The sequence below is a fragment of the Mitsuokella apri genome (genome assembly GCF_051886055.1).
GTDB lineage: Bacteria > Bacillota > Negativicutes > Selenomonadales > Selenomonadaceae > Mitsuokella.
In genome coordinates, this window is the sequence record NZ_JBJEXT010000074.1 from 1 (window position 1) to 18,513 (window position 18,513).

At 47.2% G+C, this 18,513-nt stretch carries 20 protein-coding genes; 16 read left to right on the top strand and 4 right to left on the bottom strand.

Annotated features, from left to right (window positions below):
• Positions 1-611: integrase core domain-containing protein (locus ACI4OH_RS11420; RefSeq protein ID WP_439784761.1), on the top strand; the 611-nt coding region annotated here is incomplete at its 5' end.
• A gap of 231 nt (positions 612-842) precedes the next feature.
• Positions 843-1,769 carry an HNH endonuclease signature motif containing protein gene (locus ACI4OH_RS11425; protein WP_439784762.1) on the top strand — a complete coding sequence of 309 codons (927 nt, stop codon included), beginning with the start codon at positions 843-845 and terminating at the stop codon, positions 1,767-1,769.
• Here ACI4OH_RS11425 and ACI4OH_RS11430 read toward each other — a convergent pair.
• Together ACI4OH_RS11430 and ACI4OH_RS11435 are read right to left on the bottom strand one after the other, a co-directional pair.
• Positions 1,760-2,713, bottom strand: coding sequence for a WYL domain-containing protein (locus ACI4OH_RS11430; protein WP_435721893.1), 954 nt, complete (start codon positions 2,711-2,713; stop codon positions 1,760-1,762). The genes ACI4OH_RS11425 and ACI4OH_RS11430 overlap by 10 nt on opposite strands.
• A complete protein-coding gene (locus tag ACI4OH_RS11435) occupies positions 2,688-3,956 on the bottom strand; it encodes a helix-turn-helix transcriptional regulator (protein ID WP_435721894.1) in 1,269 nt (422 codons plus the stop codon). Before ACI4OH_RS11435 ends, ACI4OH_RS11430 begins: the two co-directional genes overlap by 26 nt.
• A 196-nt stretch (positions 3,957-4,152) precedes the next feature.
• Between ACI4OH_RS11435 and ACI4OH_RS11440 the strand changes: the two genes are divergently transcribed.
• The 10 genes from ACI4OH_RS11440 (at position 4,153) to cynS (ending at position 12,289) form a co-directional block, all read left to right on the top strand.
• On the top strand, positions 4,153-5,070 hold the full coding sequence (locus tag ACI4OH_RS11440) for a hypothetical protein (RefSeq protein WP_435721895.1): 918 nt from the start codon (positions 4,153-4,155) through the stop codon (positions 5,068-5,070).
• A 14-nt stretch (positions 5,071-5,084) separates the two neighbouring features.
• Entirely contained in the window at positions 5,085-6,038 is a 954-nt protein-coding gene (locus ACI4OH_RS11445) for a DUF1848 domain-containing protein (RefSeq protein ID WP_435721896.1), read from the top strand.
• 73 nt (positions 6,039-6,111) lie between these two features.
• The gene (locus ACI4OH_RS11450; RefSeq protein WP_435721897.1) at positions 6,112-7,086 is read left to right on the top strand and encodes a ribonuclease HI; all 975 of its coding nucleotides are present in this window, start codon (positions 6,112-6,114) and stop codon (positions 7,084-7,086) included.
• A 162-nt stretch (positions 7,087-7,248) separates the two neighbouring features.
• Positions 7,249-8,091, top strand: a complete 843-nt coding sequence (locus tag ACI4OH_RS11455) for a hypothetical protein (RefSeq protein ID WP_439784763.1) — start codon at positions 7,249-7,251, stop codon at positions 8,089-8,091.
• A 103-nt stretch (positions 8,092-8,194) separates the two neighbouring features.
• Positions 8,195-8,359, top strand: a complete 165-nt coding sequence (locus ACI4OH_RS11460; RefSeq protein ID WP_435721899.1) for a hypothetical protein — start codon at positions 8,195-8,197, stop codon at positions 8,357-8,359.
• 257 nt (positions 8,360-8,616) lie between these two features.
• Positions 8,617-8,898 (top strand): DUF1294 domain-containing protein, encoded by a 282-nt coding sequence (locus ACI4OH_RS11465; RefSeq protein WP_439784764.1) that lies wholly within the window; start codon positions 8,617-8,619, stop codon positions 8,896-8,898.
• 4 nt (positions 8,899-8,902) lie between these two features.
• Complete coding sequence (locus ACI4OH_RS11470) at positions 8,903-9,781, top strand: metallophosphoesterase (RefSeq protein WP_439784765.1); 879 nt, start codon at positions 8,903-8,905, stop codon at positions 9,779-9,781.
• Positions 9,782-10,036: 255 nt separating this feature from the next.
• Entirely contained in the window at positions 10,037-11,293 is a 1,257-nt protein-coding gene (locus ACI4OH_RS11475) for an RNA-guided endonuclease InsQ/TnpB family protein (RefSeq protein WP_435721902.1), read from the top strand.
• Positions 11,294-11,383: 90 nt separating this feature from the next.
• Positions 11,384-11,644: a PhzF family phenazine biosynthesis protein gene (locus ACI4OH_RS11480; protein ID WP_432648259.1), complete on the top strand. Its 261-nt coding sequence runs from the start codon at positions 11,384-11,386 to the stop codon at positions 11,642-11,644.
• Between the two features lie 165 nt (positions 11,645-11,809).
• On the top strand, positions 11,810-12,289 hold the full coding sequence (cynS, locus tag ACI4OH_RS11485; protein ID WP_435721903.1) for a cyanase: 480 nt from the start codon (positions 11,810-11,812) through the stop codon (positions 12,287-12,289).
• Between the two features lie 86 nt (positions 12,290-12,375).
• Here cynS and ACI4OH_RS11490 read toward each other — a convergent pair whose 3' ends face one another.
• Complete coding sequence (locus tag ACI4OH_RS11490) at positions 12,376-12,984, bottom strand: Ltp family lipoprotein (RefSeq protein ID WP_435721904.1); 609 nt, start codon at positions 12,982-12,984, stop codon at positions 12,376-12,378.
• A gap of 470 nt (positions 12,985-13,454) precedes the next feature.
• On the opposite strand from ACI4OH_RS11490, the gene ACI4OH_RS11495 reads away from it, so the two are divergent.
• Both ACI4OH_RS11495 and ACI4OH_RS11500 read left to right on the top strand, forming a co-directional pair.
• Positions 13,455-14,639 carry an ATP-binding protein gene (locus ACI4OH_RS11495; protein WP_439784766.1) on the top strand — a complete coding sequence of 395 codons (1,185 nt, stop codon included), beginning with the start codon at positions 13,455-13,457 and terminating at the stop codon, positions 14,637-14,639.
• A 128-nt stretch (positions 14,640-14,767) separates the two neighbouring features.
• Positions 14,768-15,412: a cyclase family protein gene (locus ACI4OH_RS11500; RefSeq protein WP_435721906.1), complete on the top strand. Its 645-nt coding sequence runs from the start codon at positions 14,768-14,770 to the stop codon at positions 15,410-15,412.
• Between the two features lie 75 nt (positions 15,413-15,487).
• Here the strand turns inward: ACI4OH_RS11500 and ACI4OH_RS11505 are convergent, their stop codons facing one another.
• Positions 15,488-15,673 carry a hypothetical protein gene (locus ACI4OH_RS11505; protein WP_432647673.1) on the bottom strand — a complete coding sequence of 62 codons (186 nt, stop codon included), beginning with the start codon at positions 15,671-15,673 and terminating at the stop codon, positions 15,488-15,490.
• Between the two features lie 628 nt (positions 15,674-16,301).
• Between ACI4OH_RS11505 and ACI4OH_RS11510 the strand changes: the two genes are divergently transcribed.
• Both ACI4OH_RS11510 and ACI4OH_RS11515 read left to right on the top strand, forming a co-directional pair.
• The gene (locus ACI4OH_RS11510) at positions 16,302-17,789 is read left to right on the top strand and encodes a hypothetical protein (RefSeq protein ID WP_435721907.1); all 1,488 of its coding nucleotides are present in this window, start codon (positions 16,302-16,304) and stop codon (positions 17,787-17,789) included.
• Between the two features lie 128 nt (positions 17,790-17,917).
• A complete protein-coding gene (locus tag ACI4OH_RS11515) occupies positions 17,918-18,502 on the top strand; it encodes an OTU domain-containing protein (protein WP_439784767.1) in 585 nt (194 codons plus the stop codon).
• Positions 18,503-18,513: the final 11 nt, after the last annotated feature.

Here is an 18,513-nt window from a genome sequence, read left to right on the forward strand (position 1 = left end):
CGCATAAATGCTGCAGGATTGCGGGAATAAAGAGCAAGGCAAAGCACTACAAGTACAAGAAGCCGGGCGATCCGGGAAGAATATTCCCGAATCTGCTTTCTGCAGAGCTCAACATTGACGGGCCGCTTCAGTGCATTGTCAGCGACATGACCGCTTTCTGTGTCAAGGGCATCTATTATGAGCTAACCTTGTACATGGACCTCTGGAACAATGAGATTGTCAGCCATGCCCTGTCGGCAAAGCGCGGAGACCGGATGACATACATAAGCGGCTTGAAAGACCTTCTCGAACTCAAAAAGGCCCATCCTGAATACGAGATGATTCTTCATAGCGACCAGGGCTCTGTTTATGCCTCGAAGGCGTATAACGAACTTCTGCCCATGTATGTGAATCGATCCATGTCACGCGCTGGAACGCCTACGGACAACGCTGCAATGGAGTCCATTAACGGCTGGATTAAAGCCGAGATGTTTATGGATCTCCATGTCACCGGTGAAAAACCGGTAGAGCAGGAAATTGACGACTACATTGTATTTTTCAATGAAGAGCGTCCAGCATATTCGCTGAATTATCTTACTCCAAAACAGTACAGAGAAGCGCATGCCGCATGATTTGTTGATGAATGCCCAATTCTAAGGCAGCTGCTGTCCTGCAATTTCAGTAGCGATGTCCGGGGCGCTGCTCTAGATGTATAAAACCAAAATAATAAGTGATTAGATTTTATGTAGTCGTGTCCAAAAAGTGTTGACTACTGCACCTGCTATCCTAGAAGTAGCGATGAAAGAACGGAAAGGGCAAAAATGGCTGCCTTTCCATGTACCTTGGATAGGAGGGGATTCTTTATGGATAATAAGGAAGAAAAAACTATTGAACAGCGTCTGTCGGAGACAGCCGATGAGCTGCAGGAACGCATCCGTTATTATGGGGAAAGCAAGGAAGGGCAGGAAGAGGTTCGTCAGACGGTTTATCAGGCGGGGCGCGTCATTGGCGGCGCGGCCAATCTCATCTGGACCATTGCCAAAAGCGCGGCAGGCTGCATGGCACGCAAAGCCTGTGATTATTACGAGGCGGGCCAGAAGGCCAAAGAGGGGCAGTACAAAGAGGCAGGCAAAAAAATCGTGGATATCCAGATGCGGCGTGTAAAAGGTACCGCCATGGCCGCGGCGACGGCAGCCGGCACGGTCTGCAACGGCGTCAAGGCAGCCTGCACGAGTGATACGGAGGCTGCAAAAAAATTCCGCCATGGACTGCGCAACTGCGCAATCGTTGGCGGAACGGTTTTGCTTGCCTCAGAGGCTGTGGATGCTATTGATGGGATAGATTCGGCAGAAGCAGCTTCTGCCGATGATGATGCTCACGACATAGGTACAGATTATGGTGATCCTGCAGATTTGCCGGATGCCGATGGAGCAGGCGATTTATTGCCATCAACCGATATCGATGATCTGCCCGGTGTCGAAGACGGTATGCTCATTGATGATTCGCCCAACAATTTGGCCGAAATGGCCGAAGCCGGCGAATTCAATGATACGCATCATGTAAGCGAAGTCATCCGCAGTCAGGATGCCCGCATGGAATTCTTAGCACAGCATGATCTTGAACGCATCCCGAGCGGCTGGGAAATTCACCATGTCGTACCGCTCTGCGAAGGCGGTGCAGATTCGCCCGATAATATGGTCCTCTTAAAAGCAGAAGACCATGACTGGATTACCACGCAGCATCGTCTTTTCTACGGCTGGCCAGGTCCGGAATATTGGGGTCAATCCTGAATATTTTGCCAGGCAGCCAGCAAACGCTCTATGATGGCCTGACGCATCGGCTCCGGTGATAAAACGGCAGCTGCGGCACCGAGCGAAATAATCTGCTGCAGGATATCTTCACGGTCAAAATCATAATAATAGATAGTCAGGGTGTAGATATCCTGGTCTTCGTCATAACTGGCTTCTTTGTCGTAGGACGCAAACATCATAAAACAGCGTTCTACGGCATTATTTTTACGCGAAACTTCAATGCATACGGACCGCCGACGGCTCTCCAAGAAGTCCTGAAAGGCCTGCTCCGTGGATGCCGGAATGGATTTCTCCAAGATATGCACGTCAATCAGACTGGCGATATTGATTTTGACTGCACGCTGCTCTTCTTCCTGCCAGATGATTAAATGACAGCGATTGGCCGCCGCATCATACTCCAGCCGACACGGTGCACAAGCCCCCTCATGCAGCCGTCCCTGCTGATCGCGGCTGCGGTAATACAATTTTTTCTTCTGATGCAGGGCCTGCCAGATGACAGTTAATTTATCCTGCAATGTCGAAAAGTCATCACCCCGCTCGTGTACGACCTGCCAGATACTATTCAATGACCACGCAGACATGTCCTGCAATGCGGACGCAAGCTTTTGACGCAGCTCCATGGGCAGCAAAAAAGCCACGCGCTGATCCTGCAGCATGAGATGCAGCCAGACGAGTTCTGCAGCAGACGGACGATAATGAATGGGCTTATCGAGAAACAGTACAGCATGACCGTTCGTTCGAAACAGGAACAGGGTATCGATGAGTTCCTTGACGCGCTCCTGAGTGTTCCAGTCCAGGTTCGGCAGTTCTTTCAGGATATCCTGGCGCGTCATTTCCCGTCCCTGATGAATTTCATTGATGATGCGGCACAGAGCTAGGAAAAGCTCCGAATGAACTTCATGAAAGAGTGGGGCATAGGCCATAATTCTTCAGCGCCTCCTCAATATCATCACGCATGCGTTCCTTTAAATGAGCCGGGCCGTCCTTTTCAATGCGGACGTGCGGATAAAAGGTCCGCAGCCACGGCATCAATTTGAGATCGTCGACAACAGACAGCGTACAGCGAATAGTGCCTTGCTCGTCATCTTCGAGTACAGCTGTTGGAGCATGCTCTTGAATTCGATAAAGCAAGTGCTTTTTGCTGGCTTTATCTGTATAAGTAAACAAAATCTGCATATCATGCGGGGCAGTTTCTTCAAGTCGCGGAACTAGAGGTACGGCCTCTCCCATCTCCATATCCTGAATCAAATCCACACGAAAAGACTGGGAAATCGTAAACTGTTTTGAGATATTGCGGCGCTTGCGAACGGCTAAAAGGTATTGACGTCCCGTTTCAAAGTCCGTTACCAGCCGCTGCGGGATGGCCGATATTTTTTTCTTTCGATAAGAGAACTGTACCGACATATGATGCACGATGCCGTAGGCCAGCGCATAGACGACATCATCATCGAGGATGCGCGTAATCGTCGTATGTTTGAATTGGGCCGCCAGTGCGGGGAGAGTCACATCCGGATACATCTCTTGGAGCGTCTGCGAAAGGAAATACCCCGGTATACCGACGGCCGAGATATTCCGATAAAAGGCAATCGCGTCCTGAAGCCAACTAACTTCCTCCGCCGTTAAAGCGGCTAAAGGATTGGAGGCAAGCTCGTACCGGAATCGTCCATTTTGACTCTGACAGGTCAAGAATCCCTGTTCCGTCAATTCCTTGAGATAGCGGTGCAGCGTGCTGCGGCTGATTTCCTCATACTGCGGCGGGAACTCCTGATCCGTGGGAACCAGCTCATATTGATACAAGGTTGCTTCGTCGAGTGGCTCATCGCTGTCCGAGAAAATTTGCAGTATGCAGATGAGCGCAAAGGCGGCTGAGCTGGTTAACGTCTTGATTTCATATGTCCTGGCCAGATCATTAAACGAGCTGCGATAGGAATCACCCTTTAAGCTGTGAATCTCGCGATGCCCCTGCCGGACCGCCTGCAGCCGATCTTCCGGCAGGAAAAAGCGCACACGCGCCCAATTATCCTCATAACTCCTGGCACTTTGATGAAGCTGATGTGCCAGGTATTTTTTATGGTAACAGCCATACGAAATATACCGCAGAAACGCACGCAATTTATCATAATCCGCGATATACTTATTAAGGCTGCGCGATGTTTGTTTTGCCATAAGCGAATCCTTCCTTTGCTTATGTACTTTATGCAGAAAAGAATACTATTATAAAATTTTACAAGATGCCGGCAATATCCTGCTTTTTTTCCGCGAACTTCGCAGTTTTTTTGACACGATACAGGTCCTAATTTTTTCTACAATAAAATCATCAAAACGATGCATAAACGTAGAAAAAAAGAAAGGGGCCTGCTGTATGGAACAGAATCTTTATCAGCGTATCATGGAAAAAACGTATGGTGAACATCGTGACCTCAGCCAATTGGGAAAGCAGAATATCGAAGCCATACGCCAGGCCGTAAGGGATCTGCGCCTGAGCTATCAGAAAGGGGTCTGCGCGAAGCGATACGACTCGGAGGAAAACCGCAAAGCCTATATGCTCGCGTATTATCCCAATTACGTAGAGCCGGCGCATCAGATCGTCAGCCGCTTCGTCGTGCCGGCACTCAAAAAGCACCAGTCGTTTTATCCGACTTTGAACCTGGCTTTCTTTGCTGGCGGTCCCTGCCCGGAACTTTACGGCACGATGAAGGCATTTCAGGGCAAGCAGGTTTACGGCAGCGCGATGGTTTCCATCCTGGATTGGGAAAGCGGCTGGCAGCCCGAACAGGACATCAGCTGGCAGCTCTGCCAGGAAGATGGGCTTCTCGATGCTCACGATGACGGACTCCTGATCTACCGCTGCGATAATCTCCATCGCTGCGAGAGCTGCTCGCACGGCCATCTCTGCCGTCAGCGCATTTATGAGAAGGCCAATGTTTACTTCCTGCAGAACTTCCTGAGTCATGTGAAGCCGGAAGAAGAAGACTGCTTCTTCGAGAAAATGCATACCTGCATTGAAAGGGCTCAGCAGGGCTCGGTCTTCGTCATTATGGACCTGCCATATGCGAACAGCCTGCGCCTGATGCTTGACCTGGATGAGCAGGAAGGCCTGCCCTGGTCGGCTAACGTCAAGACGCTCGGCACGAATATCTACAACGACGGCCAGCCCGAGTGGAGCCAGTGCCCCTACGAAATGCCGCTGTCCCTGCGGGAAACCGTCTTCACGGGAGAAGATGGCCTGATTCCGAAAAAATGGACAAAATACTATTACCTCGTTTTGCAGAAATGCTGAAAGGATGAAGATTAATGATAATCAGTGCAAGCCGCCGGACGGATATCCCGGCCTTTTATAGTGAGTGGTTCATGAATCGCATCCGCGCGGGCTTCGTCGATGCGATCAATCCATTCAATCGCAAGCAGGTCAGCCGCATTTCCCTAAAGCCTGAGGACGTCGACTGCATCGTCTTCTGGACGAAGAATGCCAAACCGCTGCTGCCTTATCTTGACGAACTCGACCGTCATTACAAATTCTATTTCCAGTTCACGATTACGCCGTATGACCGCGATGTCGAGCCGGCTTTGCCGGCTAAGAAAGACCTTATCCATACATTTCAGGAGCTGTCAAAGCGTCTTGGCAGGGACCGCGTCATCTGGCGCTACGATCCCATCCTGCTCAACGAACGCTACACCATCCAGCAGCACTTCCATGACTTTGCCGAAATGCTTGAGAAGCTCGCACCGTACACGGACCGCTGCGTCATCAGTTTCCTTGACCTTTATAAAAAGACTGAGCGCAATACGCGTCCTTTGCAGCTGCAGCCGCTTGGCCTGGCCGAAATGAATGTTTTAGCCGAAGGCCTCGCAAGGCTCGCGAAAGGCTCGGGCGTGACGCTGCAGTCCTGCTCCGAAGAAATTGACCTCGATGCTTATGGCATTGCCCATGGGGCCTGCATTGATAAGGAACGCATCGAAAAAGTAATTGGCGCTCCCATTGACGTCAAGAAAGATCCGACTCAGCGCAATGTCTGCCACTGCATGAAAAGCGTTGACATCGGCCAGTACGATACATGCCTGCACCGCTGCCGTTACTGCTACGCCAATACCAACGGCAAAATTGCGCTGGCAAGCTACGCCGACCATCATCCAGACGCCACCATTCTCTCCGGCAAACTTCGCGGTGATGAAAAGATCACCGAAAGAAAAGTTACCCATCTGCAGAAGAAAGTCAGTATCGAAGAAAGGATGGATTCACTGTTCTGATATCAGGCATCGCCATACAAGCTATCACAACAATATTTTCTTCAATAGGAAGAAGAGAGAGGAGGATGTTATTATGTATTTTCTGTATGGAAACCGGATTCCTGGGATGTTCGTATTTTGCGCTGATTGGGAACAGGCGCATGACTATGCTCCCATTCCTCTTATAGATAAGAATATTCGTCGCCTTTCGGATGATACGACCTATGATGAACTGGTTGAGATAGCAGGTATCATTGGCGATAAAGTACTGCTGCCTATTCTTTATAAAAAATTGTCAACATATCGTTCCAAGTACAGTATCCCGGAACCGAAACACGATAAAAATCGATATGGGGTATATCTTTCTCCGGAAGAGATCGACATTTCCCCGGATACCACGGAAGAATCGGCATCGAAGCCAAAGACCGATATCCCTGCTTTTGAAAGCAAAGCTATGACTGTGGACATGACACGTCCGCTCAATCGATATACGGAGGCTTCAACAAATATTGAAGCAGCAAATCCTTCCTTTGCTGTTCAATTATGCCTGCCGCAGATCGTGAACTTTTACGTTGATGGCAGCTGCCTGGAAAATACATTCGGCGGCTTTGCTGCGATTGCTTTAGACGGCGGCCGTCCGCTTGCTTTCCTGTCCGGCTCAGCAATCGTGAGCAGCTCAAATGAAGCGGAATGGCGTGCGGTTTATCTCGCTCTTAAATCCATCATGACGGAACATCATCAAGTCTTTATCCATACAGACTGCATGGACGTTGTTCGCATCATGAATGGTGCGCAGAAAGTTGATCATCGCTCGGATGACTTCATTCAGATCCTGCAAGAAATCCATACCCTTTGTCAGAATCACGATGTAACAGTTTCGTATATACGCGGCCATAGCGGCAATGAATGGAACGTAGTAGCAGACGCCCTTGCCAAACGACAGGCTGCAGATTTTCGACAGTCCCACCCAGTTATGGCTCCTACGGTCAAGAGAAAAAAGAAGCAGCAGACAAGCAGCCAGGAAGTAATGCAGGAATGCCTTCATTTTCCGAATGTACAAGCTGTATAATCGGGTTCGCCAAGAGCGGGTTATGATGAGATAGATTTATTGAAAGAAACCATATCACATTTTTTCTGACATGAAGGCAGAGTCATTTTCTTCTATAATTAGGATGAAGCAAATAAGAAGAGAAGAACTCATGGATTTTATATTTTGAAAGGCGGTCTCATTATGTGTCAGGATTATAAAAAAGCTCAGAACAACATTGCTGCCATGACGCATGAAGCGTATGAAGGCAGTGTAGGGGCCAGAGCCTTGGCTCGTGCGGGTCAGTGTCCCAATCTCAAAGGACATGTCCATGAAGTTATGTTCTGCGATAAAGTCAACGCCAATCCGGTGAATATCGCAAAAGGGCACCATGCAGAGTTGACGAAATCCAATGTCGCTAAAATGAAGGATATCATCGTCAGGAACAGACAGGGAAAAATTGTCTCGCATGCACAGCTGAAAGACACGGTAAGCTCATCGGGTGTGGCCAAAACAGCCAGACAGATAAAAGCCGGTCATTACAATAAAACCAGAGTATACGGTACCGAAGAAACCACTGCGAAATTAGCAGGCAAGACCACACAGAAAGTGCATTCCTCCGGAATTTCTTCTGAGACGACTCAGCGCGTTGCCGATAAAGCATTGGGAAAGATGCCAAGTCTTTCCAGCATAGGTTCAGCCGCAAAGTCTGGTGGCGCGGCGGGTGCTGCTATCGGTGCAGGCATTGAGGCGATTTCTTCTATTTCTGACGTTATCGACGGCAAAAAAGATGCTGCAGACGCGGTCGTCGATATTGCCGGTGCTGGTATCAAAGGCGGCGTCACCGGCGCTGCTTCTGCAGCAGCTGGCAGCGTAGCAGCGGGGGCTGCAGGAGCTGTGACGACAGCCGTAACCAGTACAGCCATTGGCGGAGCGGCAGCAGCTACCGCCGTAGGAAGTGTCGCCGTCGCCGTAGCACCGCTGGTCGTCAGCTTTGGCGTGGCTTGCGCTGTAGGAAGCTTTATTTCTTCCCTGTTTGATGATTAAGTTCTCTTCATTAATATAAAGCTGTAGAAAGGAGATGCATGATCCATGGGTGAAATCGTCGTCGTTGATGATTGAATCATCTATTTACATGGGGGATGGTCGTTTGAAAGATTACATGTGTGGGGAGGAATTAGTTTTGACGGATCTTAGGAATGAAATCGTGTTCAAAGAAGAAGACTATGAAGAGGATGCTTGCGAAGAAGAATACTACGACGAGGAGCCAATCGAGAACATAGAAGATACAGAAGGTGATGAAATTTTATATTAAAGCATACTTATAACGGTTGAACCTTAACGAATAATGTCAGATACTAGAGTGACATTTTTTATGTAGACAACGAAGTCAATTGGCTTTGTTGTCTTTTTCTTTTCCTGGAAGGAGCTCTTTTGTTATAATGAAAGGACAAAGATCTCAAGCAGACTTCGGCAAGAGATTTGAGAAAATAATGAGATGGTAGGCAGGATTCTAGATGCCCACAAAAATACTAAACAAACACTGGTTCTTGATTAAACTTGGAGGGAAAAATGGAAATTGACGTGCATAGCGCAGCCGCTTGGTATTTTGCCATTATAAACGCAGTGACCATAGCGGTCTACGGCTGGGACAAGCTATGCGCCATCCGTAAGTGGTGGCGTGTGCCGGAATTGGCCCTGCTTGGTACAGCAGCCATTGGTGGCAGTATAGGAGCTCTGGTGGCGATGAAACTATTCCACCACAAGACGCTGCACCTTAAATTTAAATATGGCGTGCCTTTTATAATGGCACTGCAGGCCGCTGGCCTCATATATCTGCACATAGCGGGATGATGAAATGATTTATATTATCACGGACACACATCTTGGCCACAAGAACATGATCCAAAGCTGCAATCGGCCGGAGAATTTTACAAACCAAATCCTGAAAAACTGCCAGAAAATGATTAGTAAGGACGATCTGCTCATCCATCTGGGGGACGTGGCCTGGTATCAGGAAGTGATGCAGCGCTTCCTAAAGCTGCCGGGACGCAAGATCCTCATCCGCGGAAATCATGATAAGAAGTCGATGACTCATTACATGCAGGCCGGCTTTACGCTGGTTGCCGACGAGATGACCATGACTTTGAACGGCATAAAGGTGCTCTTTTCGCATGCCCCTGTTTACGGTCATTCTGCCGACATCAACATTCATGGACACCAGCACGATCTGCATTATGAGGACCAATTCTATCGGTATTGGCCTCTTTCGTTGGAGCATATGGGTTATAAACCGATTGCGCTTGACGATGAAGTACTCTCGACTCTTCGCTGCTGGGTGGACCGCAAGCGAAATCCAAACATCCATGAGCTCATGGCACTTCGGCAGGATTATCTAGGCAAGGCATCTGCGCGGGATTACATGGGAAATATCCGTGCCAGCATGTTAAAGCCCCTGCAGATTTACTTAAGCGATGGTACCGAGATCGTTTTGAGGCAGGATGATATTGTATCGTTTCACCGCCATGAAGGCTGCATTTTTCTTGCCATCCCGCAAAATTTGTATCACGAAAAACTCAGCAGATATCCCCTTGAAGCGATTCAAGTGCCGGAGAAAGAACCTCAAGCCGACCTACTTTACCTCATCCAGAAGACACTCACCTACACGATGATGCCAGAAGAAATCTGTATGCCGCAGCGAATTCAGCTCTTATGGCTTAAGACTAGTTCTGCTTAATTGCCAAAAAAGAAGGTGTCTTTTGGCCAATGAGGATAAGTTCTGCAGAAAGGATAATATTATGAAACAGTACATTGTCGATGCTTTTACCTTCATTCACCAGAAGGCTCCTTCCTCTTAGGTAGGGGATGAATGGCGCTGTCTTGGACTGGGCTCGAGCCTAATCCAAGACATTTTTTTGCAATATACCTTGCAGTCAATCCTACCGTATCCTACAATAAAATTAGCAGATGACAAGAAGGGAGGTGCAACAAGATGTATCTGACACAATCGAATGTAATTCGCAAGCTTTCCAAGGAAGAGTATGCCATGCTTCGCGAGATGTGCCAATACAGTAATAACCTGTACAATGTGGCTCTCTACAATATCAGACAACGCTATTTTCAAGAGAAGAAGTATCTTCGGTATGAAGAAAACTGTCGTATCTGCAAGGAAAATGAAAACTACGGATTGCTTCAGGCTGGCGTAGCACAGCAGACGCTAAAAGTGGCCGATCGAAGCTTCAAGTCGTTTTTTCAGCTCATCAAGAAAGCAAAGGCAGGCGACTATTCATTTCAGAATATCAAAATACCTCATTATCGGGAAAAAGGTGGCCTTTTCAATCTGATCCTCTCGACCAATGCCATCAGCATTAAGGATGGATATCTGACCATTCCGATGAGCCGCAGCTTTGCCAGACTTCACGGAGGCAGAAAAATCAAGATTCCGTTCCCTGCAAGGCTTGCAGGAAAAACCATCAAGGAAGTGCGGATTTGCCCCATCTATCAAGGCAGGTACTTCAAGATTCAGTATTGCTATCTGCAGGAAATCGAAAAGCAGAACACGAATCCTGACAACGTTCTCGCCATCGACATCGGGCTTGAAAATTTAGCTGCTTGCGTAACCAGTACTGGGACATCGTTCCTCATGGACGGTCGTAAACTCAAATCCATCAACCAGTATTGGAATAAACAGAATGCTCATTTTCAGGCAATAGCCGCAAAGCAGGGGACGAAGAAAACACGCAGACTCCATGCTCTTGCGCAAAAACGGAATAACAGCATACAAGACTATATTCGCAAAACGGCCCGTTGCATCATAGACCACTGCCTTGCGCATCAAATCGGCACCGTAGTCTGCGGCTATAATCCAGACTTTAAACGCAGCATGAACCTTGGCCGAAAAAGGAACCAGCAGTTCACGCAAATCCCATTTGGCAACCTGCGTGAAACACTGCGCAATATTTGTGAACGCTATGGTATGACATACGCCGAGCAGGAAGAATCCTACACATCGAAGGCCAGCTGCCTCGATTTGGATGACATTCCCGTCTATGATTCTGAACATCCCTATCCAGGTACATTCAGAGGCAAGCGCGTACAGCGTGGGCTGTATCAATGCGCAGATGGCAGAACGGTAAATGCTGACCTTAACGGTGCGGCAAACATACTTCGTAAAAGTAAGCAGAACTTCGATTTCGAAGGACTGTGTAGAGGGCTCTTGGGCAGCCCATTGAGAATAAGGGTATCCTGACAGCGGACTCCTTCGGGATAAGTCTGTCAGGCATTGTCCAGATATCAAACTTCTCAAGAATCTCCCGCTTCTATAAGTGGGAGAGGTTCAATGCACACGACGGCTCAAGGCCAGGATTTTGACTGTATCTCTAGGTCTTTTGCACCAAAACTTTCTATCGTCGAAGACCCGGTATGCGGCAGCGGCCACTGCCACATTATCCCTTATTGGGCAAAACGTCTCGGCAAGAACGAAATCAAGGCATTCCAGGCCAGTGAACGCACAGGCGTCCTCTATTGCCGTATGGCAGGGAACCGTGTGAAATTGGCCGGTCATGCAGCCTTATTTTCCAAGTGTGAGCTCTTTGTCTAGAGGCTTTATGGCTGAAAATAAAAACAGCCATAAATTAGTCGAAAAATATAAAACACTCCTATAAATTTTCATTGACTAATAAACACCAGAGTGATATCTTAAATGTAGACAACGAGGTCAATTGGCTTCGTTGTCTTTTGCTTTTTCTGGAAGGAGGAACGTATCATGACACCTATGAGTAATGCAGATTATTTGACGCGCATCAAATATGCAGACGAACTGGAGAAATTGTGCGAAGCAAAAAAGAAATCAGGTCTTACCTATAAAGAGCTCGCAGAAAAGCTCGGTGTAAGCAAGATGTGGATAGCCTCTGTCTTTGACGGCCAGCAGTACGTGCCTGCAGAGTATTGCAGCAAGCTGGCTGAGGTACTTGGCTTGACGCCGGCCGATACAGCCTTTCTCTCCGAGCATCCTTATAAAGGAAATACGGATCCTATCCTGTATCGCCTCCATGAAGTCATCGATACGTATGGTCCTGCCATAAAATCTATCATTCATGAAGAAGGCGGCAATGCCATCATGAGCGCCATCGACTTTGGTCTTGATGTTGATGTCATCACCGATGCCGAGGGGAATCACCGCGTCATCATCAAAATGGATGGCAAATTGCTGCCATATGCTAAAAAAGGCAAATATCCTTGGTAATGCTATACAAGTGAACAGCCATTCATATTTTATGAAACAAAAAAGCCATTCATCAGAATGGCTTTTTACATTAATTCTCATTTAAATTACTTCTGTAACTTGCTAATTGCATAATCAACTTCGTCTTCAGTAAAGCCTTCAAAATTCAACAATTGATTACGGATTCCTTCCGTGCTCATATTTTGGCTTTGCTGATAACTCTTTGCTTTACGAGCGGCTACTTCCTTGAAATCAACATTTAAATTATTGACAGCATAATCAGCCTGTTCCTGCGTAAACCCCTCAAATTGAACCAGCTGATTTGGAATCTTGGATTTTGCCATATTTACCGTCTGGGTATATGATTCAGCTTTCTTTAGTGCGACCTTATTCCAATCAATATCGGTAAGTTTGCTAACGGCATAATCAGCATCAGCCTCTGAAAATTTATCAAATTGGACCAGCTGATCACGAATTTTATTCAGTGACATATGCATGGTAGTAGCATAGCTGTATGCCTTCTTGACTGCGTTCTTTTGATCCGCAGTAGCGTTAGGATCAACTTTAGGCGCTCCTTTTTTAGCTTGTGACTGCTCTGCCGATGCTGCTGATGACGACGTAGATGAATTAGAAGACGACTGCCCATTATTACTGCCACAGGCAGCAATGGCAAAAGCAAAAATTAGTGCCATAAAAATGGATAGAACTTTTCTCATAGGGATACCTTCTTTCTTATAAATAGATTTTTCGTTTAACTCTAATATATATTTCTATATTCATTAAAATATTCCTTCTTTTATGAGTTTATTTTAAATTTTGAATTTTCATTATAAATCACTTGCATCAATTAATATATACATCTAAAAGATAGTTATTCATGTATTCATTAAGTAAAACAAGTATTCAAAAAGGTGTACCTTATTGAATACCTGTATTTTTTATGATTTTATGTTCGTAAATATTACAAATTTTATTTATGAATATGTTCGTTTAATATTATACTTTATCGAACACAAATTAGCATAGGAACTTGGGTATGAAAGAGTTTTTTAGAATAAAGTCTTTATATATGATATAAAAATCATAAATATAGAATAAATTCCATATTTATGATATAATACGGATAAATATGGATTTATTTTCATAATGGAGTGAAATCATGAAATTGTTAGAACGAAAAGAATATATGTCGTTTTTACAGCGTCACAAAGACAGACACATCATCAAGGTCGTTTCTGGTGTCAGACGCTGCGGAAAATCAAAGCTCTTCGAGCTGTTTCAGAATGATCTTTTGGAGCAGGGCGTTTCGAAAGAGAATATCATTAGCATCAATTTCGAAGATCTGGCATTTGAAGACCTGCAGGAATATCATGCGCTTTATCAATATGTTACGGCGCACATGCAGCCTACGGGGATGAACTACATTTTTTTGGATGAAATCCAGCATGTGCCTCACTTTGAAAAAGCCGTGGACAGTCTGTTCATTAAGGACAATACGGATGTCTATATTACCGGCTCCAATGCCTACTTCATGTCCGGAGAGTTGGCAACCTTGCTTTCTGGCCGCTATGTGGAGCTGAAAATGCTGCCGCTGTCGTTCAAGGAATATTATGAGGCCAGCAATTTGTCAGCGAATCACACGCTGCGGGAAATCTATGAGCGTTATATCACAGAAAGTTCTTTTCCATATACCTTACAGCTCGAGGGCCGTCAGCAGGATATTCATGAATATTTGACAGGACTTTATAATACCGTCCTTCTGAAGGATGTCGTAGGCCGCTTGCATATCAGTGATGTAAAGATGCTCGAGAGCATCGTAAAGTACCTGTTTGCCAATGTTGGCAGCTTGCTGTCCATCCGCAAGATTGCGGCTTCTATGACCAGTGCCGGACGAAAGATTGACAGCAAGACAGTCGAGAAATACCTGACTGGCCTGCAGGACAGCCTGCTCGTCTATCAGGCAGACCGCTTTGATATCAGGGGCAAGGAACTCTTGAAAATTAACCCGAAGTACTATGTCGTCGATGCAGCACTGCGCTATCTAAAAGTCGGCAGGCACGGGCAGGATACCGGACATATCCTGGAAAATACCGTTTATCTGGAACTTTTACGCCGCGGCTATGAAGTATATGTAGGCTCCATGACAGGTGGTGAAGTCGATTTTGTTACCAAAAATGAACAAGGCCTTGCTTATTATCAGATTTCGGAATCGACATTGCAGCCAGAAGTGATGGAGAGGGAATTAAAGCCTCTGCAGCGGATCCGGGACAACTATCCGAAATTTTTGCTCACCCTTGATGAAATCGAGTCTGCGGCTGACTATAACGGCATTTGCAAACAAAATGTTCTGCAATGGTTATTGGACAAATGAGACTGTTTTTCAAGGCCTCAATTTTTATCCTATATCGGATGCTTCGCCGTTCATGTTATCCTTATGCTATACTGAAAGCATCCAAGTAAATAAGTAAACATTGATTAGGTGCAAGCTAGGAGAATGCTATGCAAGTCATTGATTTAACCCATACGATACGAGAGAATATGCCTGTATATCCCGGAACGGACCCTCCTGCATTGCTGACAGCCAATACTTATGAAAGAAACGGTTTCAAGGAAACACTGATTAAGATGTATTCTCATACTGGCACGCACATGGACCCGCCGGCTCATCTGTTTGCCGGAAGAACGACCTTGGACCAGTTCCCGGCAGAGCAGTTTATCGGCAAAGCCATCGTCATCGACTGCCGCGACCTGCAGGAAGGGCAGTCGATCACCATGAACTGCATCAAAAATGCCGGCGATCAGGCAAATCAGGCAGACTTTCTGCTTTTCAACCTTGGCTGGGACAAACGCTGGGGGACTGAGGCCTATTTTGGCGATTATCCTTGTATTGACGACGAAGTCATGGATTATATCCTGCAGGGCGACTATAAAGGGATTGGCTTCGATGTGATTGGGCTCGATCCGATTGCCGACGAGAATTTAACGAGGCATAAAAAGCTGTTCCGCGAAAAGAATATCGTGAACATCGAGAACCTGAAGAATCTCGACTTGTGCGGCAGGGACCTTTTCTGGTTCAGCTGCTTTCCTTTGAAAATCGACGACTGCGATGGTGCTCCCATCCGTGCTGTCGCATGGTTCGCATAAAAATAGCAGCTGCATCAATAAATGATAGCAACTGCCATTATCTTCCATTTGGTTACGAAAGAGGTATCATTTGTCTTATGCACTCTTTCCGTTCATGAGTTCCATTACCTTCTGCATAAGTGCATCAACTTCCTCTTCCGAAAGCCCCAAGTATAACATTATTTTTTCTTTTGGTTCCCCATTTTTTATCATGATACGCGCGGAAGCCACAGCTTTATTATGTTCGCCGCGTTTCTCAACGCCCTCACTCAGATTGCACATTTCATCGACCCCCTTCGTTAGATGCGGCGTGACCGATTAACTTCGCGCCGCAAGCCCTTAGCTTAAGCTATAGGGATAGGCGCGTAACGCAATCAATCAGCACGTAGAGTAATCTGCGTGTAGAGCCGTGCCAAGACATGGACAGGACAGCATCTGAATTGCTGGAATCCCCTAAAGCCAAGAGAACGACAACGCAGCCCTGAAAGAAAGGCCAACGTGAACGTGGCGAAAGTAGAAAGAATCACTTGGATGGTGCAAGGTCAAATCCTAAACACCGAATCGCACAATGGGCAATCAGCAGCTAAGCTCCGAACAGGAGAAAGTTCAACGACTATTCCTCCCGAGGGAAGTAGGGGCAAGCGCCCCGAAGTGGATGAGACCCTACTGCGTGCAGCGCAGAGGAACAAGATATAGTCTGTGCTTGCAGGAGACTGCAAGAAGTTCATAAGAGAACTGTATCGGGAGCAGCGCCCCGATATGAACGACAAACTCCCAATCGCATGGCTGAAAAGCCAGAGGGTTCCCTTAAAATTTCATACCTGAAATCCGTTTTACAGCAGCCTTTGGCAGCTGCCCTCGAAAAAGCATTCTGCTATAATGAAGGGAGAAACCAAAGGAGGCTGCATCTATGGCAAGCAAAGCATCTGCACCGCATTTCGTGCTGAAATTCAAACTGAAGACCGAGCCGTGGCAGGAAGATGTCATGGATAAGCGCTTTGAAGCCGGCAGGCAGATCTATAATGCCTTGGCAAACGTCAGCCTCAAACACTGGAACGAACTCAAGAAGACGAAGAAATATCGTGCCTTGCTCGATTCCCTGAATCACGATAAAGCACACGATAAGCCAGTCTGGGCCGAGATCAACCGTCTGAGATGCGAAGCAGGACTTACGGAGTACGGCCTTTCCAAGATGATCACGCCAATCCGTAAACACTTCGAGAAGCATATCGGCGCACACCTCGCGCAGAAGCTTTCCCTGAGCGTATGGCGCTCCTTCGAGAAACTGTTCAAAGGAGAGAGCAAGGCCATCCATTTCAAGAAATACGGCCAGCTCAATTCCCTTGAAGGCAAGACCAATACCACGGGAATCCTCTTCAAGCCAGAACGCAGGGAATGCATCTGGTCGAATCTCAGGATGCCCGTACTGGTCGATGAAAAGAATCCCTATGAGATGGAAGCCTTGAAGATGCCCATTGCCTATTGCCGAATCCTTCGGGAATCTGTCCGAGGGAAAAGAAAGTACTACCTGCAGGTCGTATTCAAAGGCAGGAAACCAGCCAAACGGCACAAGTCCGATGGCACTTTCGTTCATCTGCTCGGCAAGGGCGACGTCGGCATCGACATCGGCACATCCACCATTGCGTATGCCTCAGAAAAGGAAGTCCGCATCGAGGAGCTGGCAGACAAGGCACAAGGTTACGAGCGTGAACGGCATCGCCTCCTGCGAAAACTGGACCGAAGCCGCAGGGCAACCAATCCCGACCAGTTCCATGAAGACGGGACAGCAGTCCGGCACGCGAAAGGAAACCGTCCGATATGGCACCGCAGCAAGCGTTATGAAAAGGTTCTTGCAAGACTCAAAGAGACTTACCGCAAGCAGCGGGAAGTCCGCAAGCTCCAGCATGAGCTCCTAGCAAACCACCTGCTCACGCTCGGCGATACCTTCTATGTCGAAGACATGAACTTCAAAGCCCTGCAAAGGCGCTCCGCCAAGACCGAGAAGAACGAGAAGGGCAGGTTCAAGCGAAAGAAACGCTTCGGCAAATCCCTAGCGAATCGGGCACCAGCCATGCTTCTCAGTATCCTCAACCGCAAGCTCCAAGAATTTGGACGCACCCTCATCAAGATTGATACGCGGGAAGCCAGAGCTTCCCAGTTCAACCACGTTGAAGGAACGTACAAAAAGAAGAAGCTGTCCCAGAGATGGAACCTCATTGCTGGATTGAAAATCCAGCGGGACATGTACAGCGCGTTCCTGATTCAGAACGTCAATCCCGATTTAAAAACCTTCGACTTAGAGAAATGCAACCGCAGATTCCCTGATTTCATCCAGATGCACAACGCAGAAGTAACCCGCCTGCTCGGAAACCATAACCTGAGCAGTATTGGAATATAAAACAGATTTCAGGTATCCGGTCTTGAAACGGGCCGGACAGACGCTAATGCGTTCAATGGAACGCTTGTCTGTGAAATTTTTGAGGAAGCATAGCCAGTCCGATATCCTTTCGAGGATATTGGGAAGTTATGTACGTACTCAAGAACCCCCTCGCTTTAGCCATGGGGAGTTTCAGGGCGTGCGACTGCTGCATCTATCTGACACGTTACCATGGCATGATGGAGCTGTACCCATATGATGCCAATCATGTGACCAAGGCCGATTACATCCGCTTTGCAGAGCAGGATATGCAGCCGTATCTCTATCCGCGGCCTACAGGTATCGACAAACTTGAAACGTATATTGATGGTTTTTCCGGCTATCTGCAGGAGCGGGGAAATACGATCCTGCATCTGCAGCCGTGGCCGGGGAAAGAATCTCTCGAAGATACAAAGGCTATCATTTGTCAGCAGATTGACAAGGGCATGCCGATTCCCTGCCTGACTCTTCGCCACAAAAATCCATTGATGGAGCCGTATGTCTGGCATTGGTATTTGCTGACGGGGTATCAGAACTTCAGCGATGTTTTTCTGGTCAAAGTCGTCACCTACGGTCAATGGCAGTGGCTGGATTTGTCGGTCCTGTGGGACACGGGCTATTCGCGTAAAGGCGGACTGATTCTCTTCGACAAAGTATCCCAAGGTATTACCAATCGGACTGACAGGGTGAAATGAAGTAATTTTAT

Coding starts and splice junctions, on each gene's coding strand:
- ACI4OH_RS11490 (WP_435721904.1), bottom strand. CDS start 12,984: ATGAGAAAAGTTCTATCCATTTTTATGGCACTAATTTTTGCTTTTGCC.
- cynS (WP_435721903.1), top strand. CDS start 11,810: ATGACACCTATGAGTAATGCAGATTATTTGACGCGCATCAAATATGCA.
- ACI4OH_RS11500 (WP_435721906.1), top strand. CDS start 14,768: ATGCAAGTCATTGATTTAACCCATACGATACGAGAGAATATGCCTGTA.
- ACI4OH_RS11445 (WP_435721896.1), top strand. CDS start 5,085: ATGATAATCAGTGCAAGCCGCCGGACGGATATCCCGGCCTTTTATAGT.
- ACI4OH_RS11430 (WP_435721893.1), bottom strand. CDS start 2,713: ATGGCCTATGCCCCACTCTTTCATGAAGTTCATTCGGAGCTTTTCCTA.
- ACI4OH_RS11505 (WP_432647673.1), bottom strand. CDS start 15,673: ATGTGCAATCTGAGTGAGGGCGTTGAGAAACGCGGCGAACATAATAAA.
- ACI4OH_RS11440 (WP_435721895.1), top strand. CDS start 4,153: ATGGAACAGAATCTTTATCAGCGTATCATGGAAAAAACGTATGGTGAA.
- ACI4OH_RS11475 (WP_435721902.1), top strand. CDS start 10,037: ATGTATCTGACACAATCGAATGTAATTCGCAAGCTTTCCAAGGAAGAG.
- ACI4OH_RS11435 (WP_435721894.1), bottom strand. CDS start 3,956: ATGGCAAAACAAACATCGCGCAGCCTTAATAAGTATATCGCGGATTAT.
- ACI4OH_RS11470 (WP_439784765.1), top strand. CDS start 8,903: ATGATTTATATTATCACGGACACACATCTTGGCCACAAGAACATGATC.
- ACI4OH_RS11450 (WP_435721897.1), top strand. CDS start 6,112: ATGTATTTTCTGTATGGAAACCGGATTCCTGGGATGTTCGTATTTTGC.
- ACI4OH_RS11480 (WP_432648259.1), top strand. CDS start 11,384: ATGCACACGACGGCTCAAGGCCAGGATTTTGACTGTATCTCTAGGTCT.
- ACI4OH_RS11465 (WP_439784764.1), top strand. CDS start 8,617: ATGGAAATTGACGTGCATAGCGCAGCCGCTTGGTATTTTGCCATTATA.
- ACI4OH_RS11510 (WP_435721907.1), top strand. CDS start 16,302: ATGGCAAGCAAAGCATCTGCACCGCATTTCGTGCTGAAATTCAAACTG.
- ACI4OH_RS11455 (WP_439784763.1), top strand. CDS start 7,249: ATGTGTCAGGATTATAAAAAAGCTCAGAACAACATTGCTGCCATGACG.
- ACI4OH_RS11515 (WP_439784767.1), top strand. CDS start 17,918: ATGTACGTACTCAAGAACCCCCTCGCTTTAGCCATGGGGAGTTTCAGG.
- ACI4OH_RS11425 (WP_439784762.1), top strand. CDS start 843: ATGGATAATAAGGAAGAAAAAACTATTGAACAGCGTCTGTCGGAGACA.
- ACI4OH_RS11495 (WP_439784766.1), top strand. CDS start 13,455: ATGTCGTTTTTACAGCGTCACAAAGACAGACACATCATCAAGGTCGTT.